Source organism: Gudongella ferriphila (genome assembly GCF_046224405.1).
Classification (GTDB): domain Bacteria; phylum Bacillota; class Clostridia; order Tissierellales; family Tissierellaceae; genus Gudongella.
In genome coordinates, this window is the sequence record NZ_JBJXRK010000001.1 from 220,828 (window position 1) to 242,093 (window position 21,266).

The window sequence follows — 21,266 nt, forward strand, 5'->3', positions numbered from 1 at the left end:
ACTAATTCCTCCTAAATAGATAGAACAGATGCAAGGTCATACAGCTCCTCATTAAACACCTTTTTCATACTCAATGCCTCATCTATGTCCATGTCAATAATTTCGTTGCACTTAAAGCCTAATACCCTGTTCTTCTTACCTTCAATCAGAAGCTCAACTGCCCTCTTGCCCATTCTGCTGGCCATTATTCTGTCAAAGGATGCAGCTGCTCCTCCCCTCTGGATATATCCAAGAACGGAAACCTTTGTTTCGATACCTGTTTTGTCCTCAATCTGCCTTGCTATATCAACTCCGCTTCCAGCACCTTCTGCAAGTACCACCAGATAGTGCTGCTTCCCTCTGTTCTTACCTGCCAGAAGCTTCTGACAAACAAGTTCAATGTCATAATCAACCTCCGGGACCAGTATGCTCTCCGCTCCTCCTGCAAGGCCTGCATAAAGAGCTATGTCACCACAATTTCGTCCCATAACCTCCACAACCACGCTTCTTCCGTGGGAGGTGGATGTGTCCCTTATGTGTCCGATTGCATCAACGGCAGTATCGACTGCTGAAATAAACCCAATGGTGTAGTCAGTGTAGGAAAGGTCGTTGTCAATGGTACAGGGGATCCCTATGGTTGGAACACCTGCCTGACTCAGCTCCTGGGCCCCTCTGAAGGTACCGTCTCCCCCAAGGACAATCAACCCGTCCATATTGTAGACATCTATTACATTCAAGGCCTTTCTGAAGCCCTCCTTGGTCATGAACTCATCTGACCTGGCACTTCTAAGAATTGTACCGCCTCTCTGGATAATGTCTCCAACAGATGCTGTGTCCATATCATCCAGGTCCCCTTCCAGGAGTCCCTGATAGCCTTCCCTGATTCCAAGCATTCTTATGTTGTTGTAGATTCCGGTCCTGACAACAGCCCTTATGGCCGCATTCATCCCCGGGGCATCTCCACCGCTTGTTAGCAGTCCAATGGTCTTCATCCTTATCCCCTCCGCAAGTATTTTTAATTTGAATCTCTAGTTGGATATCTTTACACTGCCACTTCCCAAACGGTCCTGAAGCTCAAGAATCAGGTTGTCCTGACTTCCGTCAATCCACAGACTCCGGTCGGCAGCGACTGTCTGTCTCTCTTTTTCAAAATACACATATACAGGGATATTCCCTGGGTATCTCCCTAGTATTTCCTTGACATCATCAAGGGTTCTCTTGTCATCCGTTCCAGATAGCTTTAGGTAAATCTTGCCCAGATTTATCTTTGTTATGGGAGATAGCCTGTCCGCTATGATCTTTGGATCCTCAACCTCAGATATGGCGAGGCGTCCCTCAAGAAGCACTATCCTGTCCTCTTCCACCAGCTTATAGTTTTTCTCATAAATGGCTGGAAATATTACGCACTCAATGGTTCCGTAAAGGTCTTCAAGGCTTATGAAGGCCATCATATTGTTGTTCTTCGTCACCTTGTTCTTCTTTTCAACGATTATTCCAGCAATTGATACCCTTTGGCCGTCCCTCACCCCTGAGGGATGCATGGAATCATCCAATCCCTGGGTTATAAGGTCCGCAGTACTGAAGTTTGATAGGAGCTTGACCTCCTTCTCATAGGGCATTAAAGGATGCCCTGAAACATATATACCCAACATTTCCTTTTCCATTTGCAGAAGTGTATTCTGGGGAAATTCCCTCAAATCTGGCAGTCTGTCCCTTGCTACGGAATCATCAGTCTGGAACAGTGAGAATTGCCCCTCCAGGTTTCTCTTTCTGTCAGAGTGGATCCCATCTATGGTCTTTTCAAATATAGACAGTAGCTGGGCTCTGTTTGCCCCCATTGAATCCAGGGCTCCAGCCTTGATAAGACTTTCCACAGCCCTTTTGTTCATGGAGCTGCTGTCCGTCTTCTCAATTCTCTCTATAAAGTCTGTGAATCCTTTGAATTTGCCATCCCTTCTTGCCTTTACAATTGCCCTGATGAAGTTTTCTCCAACATTCTTCACTGCTGAAAGTCCGTATCGTATACTTTTCTTCTCCACTGTGAACTTCCCTTGAGAATGGTTGACATCAGGTGGAAGTACGTCTATCTGGAGTCGCTTGCATTCCTGAATATAAAGTGATACCTGAGATGTATTCCCCATTATGGATGAAATCAGTGCAGCCATAAACTCCACTGGGTAATAGACCTTTAGCCACGCTGTCCTGTATGCTATTACCGCATAGGCAGCAGAATGTGACTTGTTGAATGCATAATTGGCAAAGTCTATCATCAGGTCAAATATCCTCGAGGCTGTCTTCTCGTCAACTCCGTTTCTGATTGCACCTGAAAGTATAACATCCTCATTCTCATCTGTCTGGCCGTAGATGAAATTCTTCCGCTCCTTTTCCATGACATCCATTTTCTTCTTGCCCATTGCCCTTCTTACAAGGTCAGCTCTGCCAAAGGAGTAGCCACCCAGCTTTCTGACTATTTCCATGACCTGCTCCTGATAGACTATGCAACCATAGGTCACATCAAGAATAGGTTCCAATGTTGAATGAAGGTATGATATCTGTGTTGGATCATGCTTGCAGGCCACAAAGGTGGGAATCTGATTCATGGGACCAGGTCTGAAAAGGGAATTGGCTGCAATCAGATCCTCAAACACATTTGCCCTAAGCTCCTTCAGAAATGCCCTCATGCCTGGACTTTCAAACTGGAAAATGCCCAGGGTCTCAGCCCTTGCAAACAGCTCAAGAACCTTAGGGTCATCGAAGGTGATCTCGCCAAAATCGATCTCCCTGCTGTGATTCTCCCTTATAAGATCCACAGCATCCCTTATGACCGTCAAGGTCCTTAGCCCCAAAAAGTCCATCTTCAAAAGACCCAGCTCCTCAAGCTCAATCATTGTGAACTGTGTTGTTATTGCATCATTGTTTCTCAGTAGGGGTGCATACTTTGTTACAGGCTCCTTGGAGATCACTACCCCTGCAGCGTGGGTTGACGTGTGTCTTGGCAGCCCCTCCACAGCCCTGGCAAGGTCTATTAGATTTCTCACATCCGGGTTTTCATCGTACTCCGTCCGGAGTGTCTTGCTTATTTCAAGAGCCCTGTCTATTGTTATGCCCAGCTCCGTTGGGATCTGCTTTGCGATGTAATCCACTTCACCATAGGGCATGTTGATCGCCCTCCCCACATCCCTGATTGCTCCCCTAGCAGCCATTGTACCGAAGGTGGCAATCTGGGCGACCCTGTCAGCCCCATACTTCTCAATTACATACTGGATTACCTCCTCACGTCTTTCATAGCAGAAGTCAATATCGATATCAGGCATGGTCACCCTTTCAGGATTGAGGAATCTCTCAAACAGCAGCCCATACTCCAAGGGGTCAATGTCTATTATATTTAGGGCATAGGAGACCACACTTCCTGCAGCGGACCCTCTTCCAGGTCCCACCATGATCTGGTTGTCCCTTGCAAACTTGATGAAGTCCCAGACAATGAGGAAGTAGTCAGTGTATCCCATCTGAAGGATTATACTCAGTTCATACTCAAATCTATTCCGAATTTCCTCTGTAACCTCTCCGTATCGTTCAACCAGACCGGCTTCACAAAGCTCCCTCAGGTATGACTCGTTGGTGTACCCCTCAGGCACTTGGTATTCTGGCAGGTGGAGGGTGTCAAAATCCATTGAGACATTGCATCTGTCAGCAATATCCTGTGTATTTTCCAAAGCCTGAGGCTGATCTGGAAACAGGGCCTCCATCTCTTCAGTGGATTTCAGATAGAATTCCTCTGTTGGGAACTTCATCCTGTCCTCATCTACAATGGTCTTTCCTGTTTGAACGCAAAGGAGCACGTCATGTACCCTTGCATCCTCCTTTCGAAGATAGTGCACATCGTTTGTTGCAATAAGCTTTATCTGAAGCTCGCGGCTCAGTTTTATCAGCTCTTTGTTTACGGTCTGCTGCTCAGGTATTCCATGGTCCTGAAGCTCCAGGAAAAAGTTGTCCTGGCCAAATATCTCCTTGTATTTCAAAGCAATCTCCCTGGCCTTTTCCAGATTGTTGTCCAGGATATGCTGCTGTACCTCCCCTCCAAGGCAGGCCGACAGACAGATTATCCCCTCACTGTGGTCGGCAAGTACCTTGTGGTCTACTCTCGGCTTGTAGTAGAATCCGTTGACATACCCCTCGGATACTATTTTCATAAGGTTTTCATAACCCTTGTTGTTCTCTGCTAGAAGAACAAGATGATACTGATTCTTGTCCTTTGGCTCCTTCTCAAGATGGCTGCCCATGGCAATGTATACCTCGGACCCAAGAATCGGCTTTATCCCCTGCCTCTTTGCCTCCTGGTAAAACTGGACGACGCCAAACATGGACCCATGGTCTGTAATTGCAATTGAGTTCATTCCCAGCTCCTTGGTCCTGCCTATAAGGTCCTTTATCCTGATGGACCCGTCCAGAAGGCTGTATTCAGTATGAACATGAAGGTGTGCAAATCCCTTTGCTCCCATAAACTCACTCCTCGTAATGATATACATAGATTTTACCACAAAACCACTTTAAATGAAAAAGCCTTCTCCAAGGAGAAGACCTAACTATGACCAAGCTTTTCAATTACATTTTCCATCAAGGACAGATCTATCACCCTGAAGTCCTCCAGTACGTGTTCTGGCCAGTCAGGGGTGGGTCTGTTGGTGATGAACTTCCTTGCTGCAATTATGCTATCCTCTACAATTGCCAGTCCTGAGGAATCAAGCTCATCCTTCCTTGAGGATAGGATAACGCTCTTGTAGGGTGTTTCGTTTGGTTTTATGCTTCCTGAAAGGGGATGGGTCAGAAGCTGGTGCCCCTTGTGAATCATGTCCCTTATATGCTCAAGTACCTGGATGTAACCATTGTTTTCAAGGTAATCAACCTGAAATTTATCATTGAACTTATCCCTTACATCTGGGTTGTTGGTAACCAGTATATTTTTCATAGCTCCTCCCCGACCTACTCAAAGCCCTTTTCAAGAAGTTGTGCAAGGCTATTTACCATATCTTCCTCGTCTGGACCGCTTGCTGAAAGGGTAATTTCTTCTCCGTGAAATGCTCCCAGTGACATTATTCCAATGATACTCTTTCCATTGACTCTCCTGTTCTCTGATTCAATTTCAAGATTACTTTCATATTTATTGGCTTCCTTGACAAATAGGGCTGCAGGTCTTGCATGTAGGCCCTCCGGGTTTGTAAGTGTTACTGATTTCTTTATCATACTATTCTCCTCCCAATTCATCTGCTATCTCTTCCAATTTGCGGAATCTATGGTTCACTCCGGACTTTCCGATAGGCGGATTCATCATTTCTCCTATCTCCTTAAGACTTGCATCAGGATTTGCCAGTCTAACCTCGGCAATTTCCCTTAGGTTGTCCGGCAATTTATTCAGTCCCATTCTTCCTTGAATGGTCTTTATGCTCTCAATCTGTCTCATGGATGCACTGATTGTCTTCCCCAGGTTTGCAGTTTCACAGTTGACCAATCTGTTGATGTTGTTCCTCACTTCCTTCAGAACCCTTATGTCCTCAAGCTTAAGAAGTGCCTGGTGAGCTCCTATTATATTCAGGAGATCCACAATCTGCTCCCCTTCCTTGATATAGACAACAAAATTGTCCTTCCTCTGGATGATCTTGGAATTCAGCTCAAAGGAGTTGATTATGTCCCTAAGACTTTTTGCATGCTCTTCATGGTTTGTGACAAATTCAAGATGATAGGTCTTCTCGGGATTGCTCATTGAGCCTCCACCGAGAAACGAACCTCTGATAAAGCTCCTCTTACAGCATCTGGATGAGACAATGCTCTTTGGAACGCCATATCTTGGATTGAAGAGGTTACTCCTGTCCTTGTCTATATACCCCACATCTGAAAGCACTTTTTCTGATATTTTTTTGTCATGGATTATTATAAGATAGTTGTTGTTTTTCTTAAGCTGCTTGTTCTTCCTGACCATTACCTCAATTTCTGAATGATACATCATTTTTAGTATGGAAAAGATCCTTCTTGCTATGGCTGCATTCTCGGTTGTAAACTTGAGATTGATGTTCTGCATCCCTGTAATCTGAACGGTACCGTTCATTCTCACCAAAGCAGCCAGCTCTGCAAGAGCACAGCATTCCTTGTCAATTTCTATCCTTGATAATTCATTTTTGGTAATGGATGAAAATGACATTCTTCATCCCTCCTGCCTTATTAGTTCAATCCCTTTGGATATGATTTTCTTCTCGTCAGAATACCTCAAAAGGTCCTTCGCTTTATTTATATGAACAAACCTGGCATCCACAAACCCTTCCTTCCTTTGTGGTACGCAATCCATGGAGCTGGTTCGCATTAGATACCAATGTACCGTTTTAAACACCGTCTCATTTCTTCTGAGATTCTTATATCTGTAATTGACTTCACCTATATATTCAATGACCTCGCCTTTAACCCCTGTTTCCTCCAACACTTCCCTAAGTGCTGCGGTCCTAATGCTCTCTCCCTTTTCAAGTCTACCCTTGGGCAGAACCCAGTCTCCGTTATATTTTTTTAACAGCAAGATAGCATTGCCAAATACAACAACTCCTCCTGAGCTGACCTCTATCATAATACCACTCCCAATAATCTACATTACTACACATCATATTAATTATACACCATTTTACTAGGTTTTTGTAAACATTTTCACAAATTTGACCTCTTGCTGTATAATAATAATTATAGGAATAAATCACATTGGGAGGTACACTATGAACATAAATATGAAGGACATAATCAGCAGACTTGAGGTGCTTTTAAAGACGCCCAGTCCAACTGGAAATACGGAAAAGGTCAATGCTTATGTTAGGGAGTTGTTTGAAGAAATACAGGTTCCCGTTAGGTTTACAGAAAAGGGAGCTTTGATTGCCACAATTGAAGGTCGTGACACCAACAGGTCTGTTACACTGTCTGGACACGTTGATACCCTTGGAGCCATGGTCAAGGAGTTGAAATCAAACGGGAGACTTAAGATATCCCAGCTGGGAGGATATGTAATGGATACCGTTGAAGGAGAGCATGTTGTGGTTGAGGCCATGGATGGTAGAACCTATACAGGCACGCTGGTCCTTACCAAGGCTTCAAGTCATGTCCATGGAAATGAGACTAAATCCACTGAACGGAATCTGGAGAATATGGAAATCCGTCTGGATGAAAGGGTTTCTTCAAAGGAGGATGTTGAGGAGCTTGGAATCCAGGTTGGAGATTTTGTGTCCTTTGACCCAAGGACCATGGTTACTCCATCTGGCTTTGTCAAGTCAAGACACCTTGATGACAAGGCAGGTGTAATCGCACTTTGGGGTATTGCAAAGTACCTTAGGTACAATGGAATAAAGCCAAATTACACCACCCACTTCTTTATCAGCAACTATGAGGAGGTTGGGCACGGTGCATCGGCAGCCATCCCCGAGGATACCTTTGAGTTTATTGCCATCGATATGGCTGCACCAGGTGAAGGACAGACCTCAGACGAGTTCTCAGTTACAATCTGTGCCAAGGACAGTACTGGCCCATATGATCTTGAAATAAGAAAGCGGCTTGTTGAGCTTTGCAGAAAGAATGAAATAAACTATAAGGTAGACATCTACCCCTACTACGGGTCAGATGCATCAGCGGCACTGAGGTCGGGGCATGATTTCAGAACAGGCCTGATCGGTCCGGGTGTCGATGCATCCCACTCCTTTGAACGCACCCATCAGGATGCCATAGAGGAGACAATAAAGCTTGGAATTGCATATTTGACTGAATAAAACAGTAGTAAAACAGTAGGGACGGTTCTTTTTGTTTGGAAAATCAAACAAAAAGAACCGTCCCTACTGTTTGGTGGCTTAGCCACAATATCAAAAAGGGTCAAGACTCTTCGCGATGCTCAAAGTGACAACTATCTTGTCTTCCCGAGTGAAACGAAGGATCTTAGACCCTTAAGTTTTCCCGAACAATTGTGAATCGTGAATTGAGAACTGAGAATTGAGAATTGATTACACCAGCTCCATAAGCATCTGGCTTAGAAGCTTTGTATCGTGTCTCACATAATCCCCTTCAACCTCTATGAGCTTCTCCTCAATCAGCTTGATCTTCCTTTTCTTCAAGGCCTTTCCCTCTCCCTTTCGGGGATTCACCGGAACAGCTCCGTCCCTCTCATATCGCCTTCTGACGTTTGCAGGCACCTTCTCTACGTTTGCTATCACATAGTCCACAAAACCCTCGTGAGAGTGCTTCAGGATCCCCTCAAGGTGGTCTGTGACCGTATAGCTGTCTGTTTCCCCCGGCTGGGTCATTACATTGCATATGTAAGCCACTGGAGCCTTTGCCTTGTCAATATATTCAACCATATTTTTAACCAAGAGATTTGGTACTATTGAAGTGTAAAGGCTACCTGGCCCCAATACTATAAGGTCAGCCTCTGTTATTGACTTCAGTGACTCCTTGAGCGGGTATGACATTTCCGGCTTCATTGAAATTCTTTCTATTCTGGCTTTTCTCTCCTTTACAACTGACGGAATTCTTGATTCACCCTCAACGGTGGTGCCATCGTCCAGATGGGCTATCAGGTTGACATTGTCCAGGGTTACAGGCAACACCTTCCCAGTGATGGAAAGTACATTACTTGTCTCCTTTATTGCCATTTCAAAGTTCCCATATATTTCGTTCATAGCGGCGATGAAAAGATTCCCGAAGCTTTGTCCCTTCAGGGAACCTTCGGTAAATCTGTACTGCAGCAGCCTTTCCATGGTGGGCTCCGTGTTTGCAAGAGCCACCAGACAGGACCTTATGTCTCCAGGTGGCAATATGCCCAGGTCCTGTCTCAATCTTCCACTGCTTCCTCCATCATCGGCCACAGTAACTATTGCTGTTATATTGTCGGTGTGCTCCTTTAGACCCCTGAGAAGGACTGATAAACCAGTTCCTCCTCCAACCACCACTATCTTGGGGTTTTCCTTCTTTTTGCCTATGAATCTATCCATTCTTATACATCCTCTCAACTCAGGTCTCTATGATCAACCAGTACCCTATGTCCGTTCTTCTTCAGAATATTCCCTATTTCCTCGGCAATTGCAACAGACCTGTGCTTTCCTCCTGTACAGCCAATCCCAATAACAAGCCGTGTCTTACCTTCAGTGACATAATTGGGTATCAAGAACTCCAACATCTCTATTGTTTTTCCAATGAAAATCTGTGTTTGTGTCCACTTGAACACATATTCCCTAACGTCCTTCTCCAGCCCTGAATGCTCCTTCAACTCAGGGATATAATACGGATTTGGGATGAACCTTACGTCAAAAACCAGGTCCGCATCAAGCAATACACCGTATTTGAAACCGAAGGAGGTGACTGAAATGGACAGCTTGCCCCTTTCCTCTCCTTCGACGAAAATCCTTGTCAGCTCCTCCTTGAGCATGCCCAGATTGAACTTGGAGGTATCGACTATATAGTCCGCTCTGCCCTTGACCTGATGCAGAATCCTTCGCTCCTCCTTGATTCCATCTATAAGGTTTCCTTCAGGATTCAAGGGATGTGGTCTTCTCAGCTCCTTGTATCTTTTTATGAGGGTTTCATTGGCTGAGTCAAGGAACAGTATCTTATAGCCCACTCCCATCTCCTTGAGCTCATTCAGCTCCTGAAAAAGGTCCTCAAAAAATACTCCGCCCCTTATGTCAACAACCACTGCAACCTTTTTGATTTCCTTGGTTGATTTGTAGGTCAGCTCGGCAAACTTTGACAGCAAGGCAGGTGGAAGATTATCCATGCAATAATAACCCATGTCTTCCATTACCTTCATTGCCTGTGATTTTCCGGCTCCCGACATTCCAGTTATTACGACAAAATCCATAGTCTCAATCCTCCCAGATTATATTTACAACCCTTGAAAAATCAACTTCAGCTTCAAGAGCCTTCTTCAGTCCCTTTTCAATATCTCCAACCCTTTCAGGCTCATGTGCATCACTGTCGATATACATCTTGACTTCAGTGTCCTTGATAAGCCTCAGACTTTCCACGGACAGCTCGTCATGCTTTGAGCTTATTTCCAAAGCCGTATTCGTCTTTACTGCCCTTTCTGCCACCTCGCGGATATGGACCTTGGCCTTTGATCCTGGGTGAGTTATTATGTCTATGGGATACCTGTCCATTGCCTTGAGGTAGGCTTGGGTCATTATATCCTTTGCATGGTCTTCCCTGCTACCAAGCAGCTTTCCTATCTGGGTTGTCCAGTAAAGCCCGACGGCATCGGTAAAGCCTACCGGTGTTGCTCCATAATGGTAGCCCATCAACAGTATATCCAGCTGGTCTATGATTTTTTCATCCACGTCCAGCTCTCCATCCAGTCCAACTATATTTGATTCAAGGCCCAGAAGGATCTTCAATCCCTTAGGCTCGTAAATTTCCCGAAGCCTCATAACCTCGTTCCTAATCTGTGGCAAATCCTCCACCCTCAGCCCATATAGATAGTGTCCCGGTCCGTGCTCGCTTAGGACTATGGTATCCAGCCCCAGCCTATAGGCTGCTTCCACATTCTCCTGAATGGTCCCCTTTGCGTGGGTACCCTTTTTCTTGTAGCCTCTGCTGTATATTGTGTGGGTGTGAAAATCTCCCGTTAGTCTATACATCAGTCATCACCTACTCGTTTTATCTCCATTTCAAGCTCAACCCCGAATTTATCCATTACGGTTTTCTGGATTACTCCCACCAGCTCCATTACTTCCTTGTAGGTGGTCTCCCCCCTGTTTACAACAAAGCCGCAATGCTTTTGGGACACCTGCGCATCCCCATGTCTAAGTCCCCTTAATCCAGCATCGTCAATCAGCTTGCCGGCAAAGTAGCCTTCAGGTCTTTTGAAGGTGCTGCCGCCGCTTGGAAGCTCCAGGGGCTGCTTTGAGGTTCTCTGGAATGTCAGCTCCTTTATTTTGTCATCGATCTTGTCAAAATCCCCAGCCTTAAGTTCAAATTCAACAGAAAGCACAATCAGGTCATGCTCCTTTACCCTGCTGTTTCTGTACGCAAAATCCATTTCCCCATTGGAAAGCTGAAGAACCTTATTGTCACTGGTCAGAACCCTTACACTGGAGACAATATCCTTCATTTCTCCACCGTAAGCTCCTGCGTTCATTGTAATCGCTCCCCCTATTGTCCCTGGAATTCCACTTGCAAACTCCATTCCTTCCAGGGAGCTTCGGAGTGCAACCTTGCTGACTGCAGTTAGCAGCGCTCCAGCCTGTGCCATAATTCTTGTTCCATCAACCTCTATATTGTCAAATCCTTCGTTTATTTTTATTACAACTCCTCGAATTCCAGTGTCCTTAACCAAGAGATTTGATCCATTTCCCATTACAAAATACTTGAGGTCATTTTCCCTGCATATTTTTACAGCCTGAATCAACTCTTCCTCAGTGGAAGGGATAACCATAACATCAGCGGGACCTCCAATCTTAAATGATGTATGAAACTTCAAAGGCTCATCAAACCTTACATCCTTGAATTTCCCTCCGGAAAAATGTTCACTGTAGCTATTCATCCTTAAATCACCCTGTTCCTTATATATTGTCCTTATATTATAACATGATTTGCACATAGATTCCCCATATTGGTCAAAAAACCTGAAAGCCGAAAAAAGGCTACCATCTCGCGATGGTAGCCTTGTATTTCTTGACTAGTCTCTAGCCATTCTTACATATGATTCGTATCTTGCTCTTGCAGCAACCTCTGCTGCCTTGTACAGAATCTCCGCCTCTTCTGGGAAGGAAAGCTTAAGTGACGTGTATCTGACCTCTGAGTCAAGGAACTCAGTAACTGGTCTTGTCGGCTCCTTTGAATCCAATGAGAATGGATTCTTGCCTTCATCAGTAAGTCTTGGGTCGAATCTGTATAGGTGCCAGTATCCTGTCTCCACGGCAAGTTTTTCCTGAGCGATTGATTTGCCCATTCCAACTTTTATTCCGTGGTTGATACATGGAGCGTATGCGATAACCAATGATGGTCCATCATAGCTTTCAGCTTCCTTGATGGCCTTCAATGTGTGGTTCATGTTAGCACCCATTGAAACCTGGGCAACGTATACATAGCCGTAAGTTGCAGCGATCATACCAAGGTCTTTCTTTCTTATCTTCTTACCTGATGCAGCAAACTTTGCAACTGCAGCGGTTGGAGTTGACTTGGATGACTGTCCACCAGTATTTGAGTAAACCTCTGTATCGAATACAAGTACGTTTACGTCCTCTCCTGAAGCAAGAACATGGTCAAGTCCGCCGAAGCCGATGTCATAAGCCCATCCGTCTCCACCGAAGATCCATACTGACTTCTTGATCAGGTGATCCTTCAATTGTCCAATAAGCTTGAACAGCTCGTTGGCTCTCTCGTTGTCAAACTTGGTGTCCAGCTTTGGAAGAAGCTTGCCGGCAACCGACTTGGTCGCTCTTGCATCGTTCATTCCTTCAAGCCACTCTTTGAAGTACTCGTTGATTTCTGTATCCAATCCAAGAGTCAGGAATTCCTCCATAGCTAGCTGGATCTTCTCTCTGATCTTCTTGGTTGCAACTGCCATTCCGTATCCAAATTCTGCATTGTCCTCAAACAGTGAGTTTGCCCAAGCAGGTCCTTTGCCTTCCTGGTTTGTGCAGTATGGCGTAGCCGGTGCACTTGCACCCCAGATTGATGAACAACCTGTTGCATTTGCTATTATCATTCTATCTCCGTAAAGCTGTGTTACCAGCTTTGCATATGGAGTTTCTCCACAACCTGCACAAGCTCCTGAGAACTGAAGCAATGGTTGCTGGAATTGTGTGTTCTTAAGTGTAGTAGGCTCGAACAAATGACCTTTATCCTTAACTGTCATTGCGAAATCCCAGTTTGTCTCCTGAACCTCAAACTCCTCTTCAAATGGAGTCATAACAAGCGCCTTCTCCTTGGCAGGACATACGTCTGCACAGTTTCCACAGCCTGTACAATCAAGTGTTGATACCTGGATTCTGTACTCAAGTCCGTCAAAGCCTTTACCGATTGGCTTGATTGTTTCGAATGTATCTGGTGCTTTTGCCTTTTCTTCCTCGTCAACAAGGATAGGTCTTATTACAGCATGTGGACATACATATGAACACTGGTTACATTGGATACAGTTTTCCTTGATCCAATGTGGTACGTCAACAGCAATTGCTCTCTTCTCATATTCTGAAGTTCCCATTGGGAATGTTCCGTCTTCTCTTCCTACGAATGTGCTTACAGGAAGGTCATCTCCCTCTTGTCTGTTCATAGGCTCAACAACATTCCTGATGAAGTCAGGAGCATCCTTGGAGATGGACTTCTCCTCTGTTGCATCCTTCCATGAAGCAGGAACCTCAACCATGTGAAGGGCGTTTATTCCCTTGTCTACAGCTTCGTAGTTCATGTTGACGATCTTCTCGCCTTTTTTACCATAGTCCTTGACTATAGATTTCTTAAGGTGATCAACCGCTTCCTCTATTGGAAGAACCTCTGACAGCTTGAAGAAGGCTGACTGCATTATCATGTTTATTCTACCGCCAAGTCCGATGTCTACGGCGATCTTTGTTGCATTTATGGTGTAGAATTTAATATCGTTCTCTGCAATGTACTTCTTCATTGATGCAGGAAGGTTTGCATCAAGCTCCTTGTCATCCCACAGGCAGTTAAGCAGGAATGTTCCGCCCTTCTTAAGTCCTCTAAGCAGATCATAGCTGTGTACGTATGATTGCTTTGAGCATGAGATGAAGTCTGCATCTGAAATGAGATATGTTGATTTTATTGGAGATTTTCCAAATCTAAGGTGTGATATTGTTACTCCACCTGATTTCTTGGAGTCATATGCAAAGTAGCCCTGTGCATACATGTCAGTGTCATCACCTATGATCTTGATAGCTGATTTGTTAGCTCCAACAGTTCCGTCTGATCCAAAGCCCCAGAATTTACACTGGATTGTTCCTTCAGGCTCAGTTTGGATTGCTTCTTCAACTGGAAGTGAAAGATTTGTTACATCGTCAACTATTCCAATTGTGAATCCATCCTTAGGCTGGTCTGCCTTTAGGTTGTTGAATACTGCCAGAATCTGTGATGGTGTTGTATCCTTTGATCCAAGACCATATCTTCCTCCAACAATAACAGGAGCGTTGTCCTTCTTGTAGAACAGGCTCTTTACATCAAGGTAAAGTGGCTCTCCAAGAGCTCCCTTTTCCTTTGTTCTGTCAAGTACTGCAATTTTCTTAACGGTTGATGGAAGTATGTCAAAGAAGTATTTAGCTGAGAAAGGTCTGTACAGGTGAACCTTTACAAGTCCTACCTTTTCACCTTTTTCCATTAGATAGTCAACTGTCTCTTCAGCAGTCTCTGTAACCGATCCCATTGCTATAAGAATGTTCTCAGCCTCAGGATCTCCATAGTAGTTGAAAGGCTTGTAGTCTCTGCCTGTTATTTTGTTGATCTCTTTCATGTAGTCATTTACCATGTCTGGAACAGCCAGGTAGTATGGGTTTGCCGCCTCTGCCGCCTGGAAGTAGATATCAGGATTCTGGGCAGTTCCTCTTGTTACTGGATGCTCTGGATTAAGTCCCCTGTTTCTGAACTCGTTTAAAGCATCGTAATCAAGAAGCTTTTCAAGGTCCTCATATTCCATAACTTCAATTTTTTGAACTTCGTGGCTTGTTCTGAATCCATCAAAGAAATGAAGGAAAGGAACTCTTCCCTTTATTGCTGCAAGGTGAGCAATTCCACCAAGGTCCATGACCTCCTGAACTGATCCTGATGCAAGTAGCGCAAAACCAGTCTGTCTTGCTGCCATTACGTCCTGATGATCTCCAAAGATGCTCAGTGCATGTGATGCAAGAGCTCTAGCTGATACGTGGAATACTGCAGGAAGAAGCTCTCCTGCCATTTTGTACATGTTTGGAACCATCAGTAGAAGTCCCTGAGAAGCTGTGTATGTAGTGGTTAGTGCTCCAGCCTGCAGTGAGCCGTGAACAGCTCCTGCCGCTCCTGCCTCTGATTGCATCTCAGTAACAAGTACCTCTTGTCCAAATACGTTTTTCTTACCGTTTGCTGACCATTCGTCAACTGACTCCGCCATGTTTGATGATGGTGTGATTGGATATATCGCAGCTACATCTGTAAACGCATATGATACATATGCTGCAGCGGTATTACCATCCATGGTCTTCATAGTTTTACCCATGTAATAGTACCTCCTTGGTTAGTTTAGTGTAATAAAACGAAAAAGGGCTTATGCCCAATATATGAAATTGTTAAAAAATTAGTTACCATAATTAGTATATTAAATACACTGCTTAAAGTCAACTCAATATTACTTCATAATTTTTGAATCGTTACAGTTCTGACCTGTTGTCAAATGCTTTTCTGCGTTCCTCTATTGAATGTCTAACCCTTTTGTCAAGCTCTTCAGCAGCATTGTATCCAAGCCGTTTCTGCCTGTTGTTCTTCGCTGCCACCTCTACGATCATGGCAATGTTTCGACCGGGCTTGACCGGTATTGTAACCTTGGGCAGACTAATCCCAAGAATTTCTACGCTTTCCTCCTCAAGGCCCATCCTGTCATATTCCTTTCCTTTTTCCCAGGCCTCCAGCTCAACAACCATGTCAATATAGTCAAACTGCTTTACAGCTCCCACCCCGTACAATCTCTCTATGTCCAGAATCCCAACCCCTCTTATTTCCAGGAAATATCTGATCAGCTCAGGACATGTGCCCCTTAGGGTATCCTCCACACGCTTTATTTCAACCATGTCATCCGCAACCAGCCTGCAGCCTCTGGTTATAAGGTCAAGGGCTGTCTCTGATTTTCCTACTCCTGACTTGCCTGTAATAAGGACCCCTATTCCAAACACATCCATCATTACACCATGAACCGTCTCAGTGGGTGCCAGGGAAAGTCCCAGGTTTATGACAAGATCGTTGATAAGCTTTGAAGTGGATTTGTTTCCTCTTAGTATTGTCTTCCCATGCTTTCTTGCAAGCTCCAGAAGCTCAGGAAACACCTGGTGGTTTCTGGCCACAACTATTACTGGGACTGGATAGCTTAGAAACTTGTCAAGGGTGGCGTACCTTTTTTCAGCCTCCATGTCCCTGAGGAAATGCCACTCTGCACTTCCAAGGATCTGAACCCTGTCCGGTACGAACTTTTCGTAGTATCCTGCCATCTGCAGTCCAGGTCTGCTGATTTCGGTTGTAAAAATCTTTACCTTATTAACATCATCTGAAAGGTATACCACCTCCAGGTTCATTTCCCCAATCAAGTCCTTCAGTAAAACATAATCCATTCTTACACCCCTCTACTCAGCATCATATGGTCTTCTTGGAATTATGGCAGCTGCAAGGAAATAGGCCACAATCCCACCGACAAAGGCTGTTGGCAGCAATAAAAATATCCATGCCAGCCTTATCAATGTTGAATCAACATCGAAGTACTCTGCAATTCCACCACAGACCCCTGCAATCTTCTTGTCCGTTTCTGACAAATAAAGCTTCTTTTGCATTATTTCTCCTCCTTTTTCCGGAAATGCTCATATACATTTTGGGCTGCCTTTCTGTTCATGCCATCCACCTCCACGAGCTCCTGGATACCAGCCTTCTTGATTTCACTGATGCTTCCAAAGTGCTTTAGGAGGGCAACCCTTCTCTTTTCACCCACAAGTGGTATCCCATCCAGCTCAGAGTGGAAAAGATCCTTGCTCCTCAGGCTTCTATGGTAGCTTATTGCAAACCTGTGAGCCTCCTCCTGTATTCCATAGATCAGCTTGAATGCAAGACTGTCCTTATCAGGGATGATTTCCCTGTTATCATATATTATCCCACGGGTTTTGTGAAATCTGTCCTTTACCAGACCACAAACCGGAATATCCACACCCAGGTCTTTCAGAACTGAGCTGGCCTTGTTCACATGGCCCTTTCCACCATCCACCATTATAATATCCGGAAAAAGAGAGAACCCAACCGGTGCTCCGCCCTTTCTTTCCACATTCTCGTTTTCCTTGAGTCCTCTGGTAAACCTTCGCTTGAGTATCTCCTCCATGCTTCCGTAATCATCCGGTGTGTTCCTTGTCCTGATTCTGAACCTTCTGTAATCTGATTTTTTTCTTTCGCCTTTTTCATAGACAATCATTGAACCAACTGAGCCAACACCGCTTATGTTGGAGATGTCATAGGCCTCAATCCTATCAGGTCTTTCCTCCAGGTCCAGTATGTGCTGAAGCTGCTCCAGGGCCTTAAGGTTTTCCCTGTGTTTTCTAAGAAATTTGTCGCCGTACTTGTCCAGCATCTCCAGGGCATTTTTTTTGACCATTCTCACCAGCTGCAGCTTGTCTCCCCTTTTGGGCGTCTGGAGACTTACACCTTTTCCCTTTATCTCACCCAGCCACTGCTGAATCGCTTCCATGTCAGGTATTTCTTCCTCAACAAGTATCTCCCTTGGTATAAAGGATGATCCAGGGTAAAATTGCTTTATGAAGGAGCTAAGGATCTCTCCCCTTTCCTCCACATAGGAATCCTCCATTATATAGTGCTCCCTTCCAACAATCTTACCTTCACGGATAAAGAACACCTGGACGACAACCTCTTCCACACCTCTTGCCATGGCTATTACATCCTGTTCCACATTGGATGCGGAATCCATCATCTGTTTTTCATGAAGGGTCTGAAGTGCTTGGAGCTGGTCCCTTAGGGTTGCCGCCTTCTCATAGTCCATGTTTTCGGCAGCCTCCATCATATCCCTTTCCATGTTCCTGATTATGCTTTCGTCCTTTCTGGATAGAAAGTCAATTATTTCCTGAATCATGCCCCTGTATAGATCTTCATCCACATTTCCCAGGCACGGACCGAGGCATCTTCCAATATAGTAATTGAGACAGGGCCTGAATCTAGCATCCTTTTTGTCCAGGTCAAGCCTGCAGTTCCTGATTTGAAAAATCCTGTGGAAAACCTCAATTGCCTCATTTACAGCTGAAGCACTTGGATAGGGTCCGAAATACCTTGAGCCATCCTTCTCAACCTGCCTTGTTTTGAGCACCCTTGGGTATCTTTCACCTACGGTAACCTTTATATATGGATACTGCTTGTCATCCCGCAAAAGTATGTTGTATTTGGGTCTGTTTTTCTTTATGAGGTTTGACTCCAATACAAGAGCCTCCACCTCATTTTCCACCATGATATACTCAAAGTCACTGATCTGCCTGACCATTGAGGATACCTTGAGAGAGTGGTTTGAGGAGGACTGAAAGTACTGTCTGACCCTTTTCTTGAGGGAAATTGCCTTTCCGACATATATTATCTCTCCGGCCTTGTCCTTCATAAGATATACTCCCGGGGAGTCCGGAAGATTTTTCAGCTGTTCATCAAAGTTTGTCACATAATCACCCTGTCTTCATCTAGCCTGCTACTTTTCATCTATTGGCCTGGTTTTTTCCTTAAGCCATTCTCCAACTTCATCATTCAATCTATCCTTTAGCTTCTCATATACATTCATATGGTACTGATCCAGCCACAACTTCTCTTCATCACTCAACATCTCCGGAATTAAGCAATCACGGTCGATATAGCAGTAGGACAACACCTGGAAGCCAAGGAACCTTCCGGATTCAGTTTCCATATCCTCCTTTACAACCGCCACATTTTCAGTCCTTATTCCATGCATGCCCTCCCTGTAGACTCCAGGTTCAACCGTCACCACCATACCTGGCTCCATGGCCACGTTATTTGGAGCAGTGGCAATCCTGTGTGGACCTTCGTGAACGTTCAGCAGATATCCAACGCCATGTCCTGTACCTGATTTGTAGTCAATTCCTTCCTTCCAAAGTGGCTGTCTTGCCAGGACATCCAGCACATGGCCTGATGTTCCATGGAGGAATCTTGATGCCAGAAGGTTTATGTGCCCCTTCAGTACAAGGGTGAAATCTCTCTTTTCCGGATCAGTAAGCTCACCAAGGGCAACGGTCCTGGTAATATCAGTTGTACCGTTGTAGTACTGCCCTCCTGAATCCACAAGGAAAAGTCCCTTTTTCTGAAGAACCGCACAGCTGTCCTCAGCTGGTGCATAGTGCATCATGGCAGCATTGGGTCCGTAGGCTGCTATGGTACCAAAGCTTGGCTGCAGGAAGCCCTGCTGTTCCATTCTGAACTTCATAAGCTTTTCAGAGGCCTCAACTTCAGTGATATCCCTATCTTCAATTTCCTTGTGAAGCCAGTGGAAGAAGCCTGTCAAGGCTGCGCAGTCCTTAAGGTATGCCTCCTCCTGGTTCTTTATTTCAACAGAATTTTTGATTCCCTTCATGGTTGTTGTAATATTTTCAGAGTCAATTATCCTGCAGCTCTTTGGAATGGCATGGAAAAGGCTTGTATTTATTCTGTCCTTTTGAAGGAGCACTGTTGAATCCTTTGAAAGTCTCTTAAGATGCTCTTCTATGCTTTCATATTTCGCAAGAACCACTCCTGAATCGTAAAGGGCCGACTTGACGGTCTCCGGTATTTTTCTATCGTCAACAAAGAGGATGGCAAATTCCTCAGTAACCATTGCATATGATATTACAACAGGGTTGTTTTCAACATCCCAGCCTCTTATGTTATAAAGCCAAGCTATGTCATCCAGACTTCCCAGCACAAAATGGGTGGCTTTTTTCTTTTCCATCTCCAGCCTGACTTCCTTAAGCTTTTCAGCGGTGGTCTTACCTGAATATTCCTCCTCCAATATGAATGCATCCCTTATTGGCAGCTCAGGTCTGTCCTCCCATATCCTTCCGATCAAATCATCCTCATGATGAATCTTAACCTTCTTTTCACTAAGCTTTTCCTCTATCTGCTCAACAGCTCCCTGGGAGAATATCTTTCCATTAAGGCCAATTATCCCGCCGTATCTTGCATTCTCCTCCAACCACTCATGGAGGGATGGATATCCTGGTGTATTCATTTTATAGAGCTTGAATTCATTGTCCCTTATTTGGTTCTCAGCCTGGATGAAGTACCTCCCATCTGTCCATAATATTGCTTCCTCTTTTGTTACCAAGGCTGTCCCGGCTGATCCAGTGAAGCCTGTTATAAACGCCCTGCTTTTGTAATGTTCCGCCAAGTACTCTGACTGGTGAGGATCCGCAGATGGTTCAATATATATGTCTATGCCTTCATCCTCCATAAGTTTTCTCAGTTCCTTCAACTTCCCGTTAATATTCAATCTTTATTCCCTCCCCTTTTATTTCCATTCGTATTAGGTACAATGCAACAAAAATACTCGTAATCCCGGCTGCCAGCTTGCCAATTATAAATGCATTAACTGACTGGGGTGCCACTGATGTGACGTAGCCCAGCTGACCTCCGAATACATAGGCTCCGCTTACAGCAAAGGCCGCATTGAGGATCTTTCCCTTCCAGTTCATTTCGTGGTAGACGCCTAGCATAGGCAGACAGCTTGCCAAGGATGAAAAAAGTCCAAGTATAGAAAAATCATCTATGTCGTACTTTTCTGTGACAAGCCTCAAGACTCTATGGAGTCTCCTGGACAAAAAGAACAGCATGGGATAGGCTCCGGACAGTACTATGCTGATTGACAGCACCAGCATCGCTCCCTCCTGGAGGGAAATCAGCCCCTCAATGAGGACTATACCCAGACTGTAATCCAGTATACCAAGAATAAGCCCGAATGTGCTTACTCCAAGGATTATTTTCCCAAGCCACCTGAAGAGAAACATGGTCCTTTCCTGGGACTTTATTAGCCCATAGGCAATCATCATTGAAAAAACTCCAACAGGAAGAAGATTCCATATTATTCTGACTATCCCTATGTCCATCATCAAGCCCGAAACCACCATACCCAAGGGCACTGTAACTATGCCCGCAAGTATGCCCTTTGCAAAATACTGAAAATCGTCCTCGGTTATGAGATTGATGGCCACCGGTACGGTGAAGGATATTGTGGCACCCAGTGTTGAGGCAAGAATGGCTCCGTTGAAGACCCCAATTGCAGGATCCCTTGCTATTTCAACACTGGTGGTGAATGCACCCAGATCCGTTGCCAGAATACTGCTGACGAACACAGAAGGATCAACATTCATCCAGCTTGCCAGGGGTCCTAAAAGAGGTAAAATTCCCCTTGCTATTACAGGCGAGAGGGAATATATCCCAATTATTGTCAATGCAAGGCTTCCCATGGCCTTGAAGCCCTCATCAAACTTGACTCCCAGCCCAAACCTGTTGTTGAGAAGCTTGTCAATTCCTCCAAGAAGTGAAAATCCAAGCATTACATAAAGCATAAA

At 44.8% G+C, this 21,266-nt stretch carries 17 protein-coding genes; 1 reads left to right on the plus strand and 16 read right to left on the minus strand.

The window, feature by feature from the left end; all coding sequences use genetic code 11:
• Positions 1-11: 11 nt before the first annotated feature.
• The 6 genes from pfkA to ACKVDP_RS01155 all read right to left on the minus strand — a co-directional run bounded on the left by pfkA (position 12) and on the right by ACKVDP_RS01155 (position 6,586).
• Entirely contained in the window at positions 12-971 is a 960-nt protein-coding gene (pfkA, locus tag ACKVDP_RS01130) for a 6-phosphofructokinase (protein WP_409226946.1), read from the minus strand.
• A 36-nt stretch (positions 972-1,007) separates the two neighbouring features.
• Entirely contained in the window at positions 1,008-4,478 is a 3,471-nt protein-coding gene (locus ACKVDP_RS01135) for a DNA polymerase III subunit alpha (protein WP_409226947.1), read from the minus strand.
• An 80-nt stretch (positions 4,479-4,558) separates the two neighbouring features.
• Positions 4,559-4,945 (minus strand): GrdX family protein, encoded by a 387-nt coding sequence (locus tag ACKVDP_RS01140; RefSeq protein ID WP_409226948.1) that lies wholly within the window; start codon positions 4,943-4,945, stop codon positions 4,559-4,561.
• Positions 4,946-4,959: 14 nt separating this feature from the next.
• On the minus strand, positions 4,960-5,220 hold the full coding sequence (locus ACKVDP_RS01145) for an HPr family phosphocarrier protein (protein WP_409226949.1): 261 nt from the start codon (positions 5,218-5,220) through the stop codon (positions 4,960-4,962).
• A gap of 1 nt (position 5,221) precedes the next feature.
• A complete protein-coding gene (gene whiA / locus ACKVDP_RS01150; RefSeq protein WP_409226950.1) occupies positions 5,222-6,172 on the minus strand; it encodes a DNA-binding protein WhiA in 951 nt (316 codons plus the stop codon).
• Positions 6,173-6,175: 3 nt separating this feature from the next.
• A complete protein-coding gene (locus ACKVDP_RS01155; protein ID WP_409226951.1) occupies positions 6,176-6,586 on the minus strand; it encodes an NUDIX hydrolase in 411 nt (136 codons plus the stop codon).
• A 142-nt stretch (positions 6,587-6,728) separates the two neighbouring features.
• On the opposite strand from ACKVDP_RS01155, the gene ACKVDP_RS01160 reads away from it, so the two are divergent.
• Positions 6,729-7,766: a M42 family metallopeptidase gene (locus ACKVDP_RS01160; protein WP_409226952.1), complete on the plus strand. Its 1,038-nt coding sequence runs from the start codon at positions 6,729-6,731 to the stop codon at positions 7,764-7,766.
• Between the two features lie 228 nt (positions 7,767-7,994).
• Here ACKVDP_RS01160 and ACKVDP_RS01165 read toward each other — a convergent pair whose 3' ends face one another.
• The 10 genes from ACKVDP_RS01165 to eutH all read right to left on the minus strand — a co-directional run bounded on the left by ACKVDP_RS01165 (position 7,995) and on the right by eutH (position 21,263).
• Positions 7,995-8,981, minus strand: a complete 987-nt coding sequence (locus tag ACKVDP_RS01165; RefSeq protein WP_409226953.1) for a gluconeogenesis factor YvcK family protein — start codon at positions 8,979-8,981, stop codon at positions 7,995-7,997.
• A gap of 14 nt (positions 8,982-8,995) precedes the next feature.
• Complete coding sequence (gene rapZ / locus ACKVDP_RS01170; protein ID WP_409226954.1) at positions 8,996-9,847, minus strand: RNase adapter RapZ; 852 nt, start codon at positions 9,845-9,847, stop codon at positions 8,996-8,998.
• A 4-nt stretch (positions 9,848-9,851) separates the two neighbouring features.
• A complete protein-coding gene (locus ACKVDP_RS01175; RefSeq protein ID WP_409226955.1) occupies positions 9,852-10,622 on the minus strand; it encodes a PHP domain-containing protein in 771 nt (256 codons plus the stop codon).
• Entirely contained in the window at positions 10,622-11,527 is a 906-nt protein-coding gene (gene murB, locus ACKVDP_RS01180) for a UDP-N-acetylmuramate dehydrogenase (RefSeq protein ID WP_409226956.1), read from the minus strand. The genes ACKVDP_RS01175 and murB overlap by 1 nt, the downstream gene beginning before the upstream one ends.
• A gap of 135 nt (positions 11,528-11,662) precedes the next feature.
• Positions 11,663-15,187, minus strand: coding sequence for a pyruvate:ferredoxin (flavodoxin) oxidoreductase (gene nifJ / locus ACKVDP_RS01185; RefSeq protein ID WP_409226957.1), 3,525 nt, complete (start codon positions 15,185-15,187; stop codon positions 11,663-11,665).
• Between the two features lie 151 nt (positions 15,188-15,338).
• A complete protein-coding gene (gene hprK / locus ACKVDP_RS01190; protein ID WP_409226958.1) occupies positions 15,339-16,289 on the minus strand; it encodes an HPr(Ser) kinase/phosphatase in 951 nt (316 codons plus the stop codon).
• A gap of 12 nt (positions 16,290-16,301) precedes the next feature.
• Positions 16,302-16,505 (minus strand): PspC domain-containing protein, encoded by a 204-nt coding sequence (locus ACKVDP_RS01195; RefSeq protein ID WP_409226959.1) that lies wholly within the window; start codon positions 16,503-16,505, stop codon positions 16,302-16,304.
• The gene (gene uvrC, locus ACKVDP_RS01200) at positions 16,505-18,373 is read right to left on the minus strand and encodes an excinuclease ABC subunit UvrC (RefSeq protein ID WP_409226960.1); all 1,869 of its coding nucleotides are present in this window, start codon (positions 18,371-18,373) and stop codon (positions 16,505-16,507) included. The genes ACKVDP_RS01195 and uvrC overlap by 1 nt, the downstream gene beginning before the upstream one ends.
• Positions 18,374-18,400: 27 nt before the next feature.
• Positions 18,401-20,188, minus strand: coding sequence for an aminopeptidase P family protein (locus tag ACKVDP_RS01205; protein ID WP_409226961.1), 1,788 nt, complete (start codon positions 20,186-20,188; stop codon positions 18,401-18,403).
• Positions 20,178-21,263, minus strand: a complete 1,086-nt coding sequence (eutH, locus tag ACKVDP_RS01210; RefSeq protein ID WP_409226962.1) for an ethanolamine utilization protein EutH — start codon at positions 21,261-21,263, stop codon at positions 20,178-20,180. Before eutH ends, ACKVDP_RS01205 begins: the two co-directional genes overlap by 11 nt.
• Between the last annotated feature and the right edge of the window lie 3 nt (positions 21,264-21,266).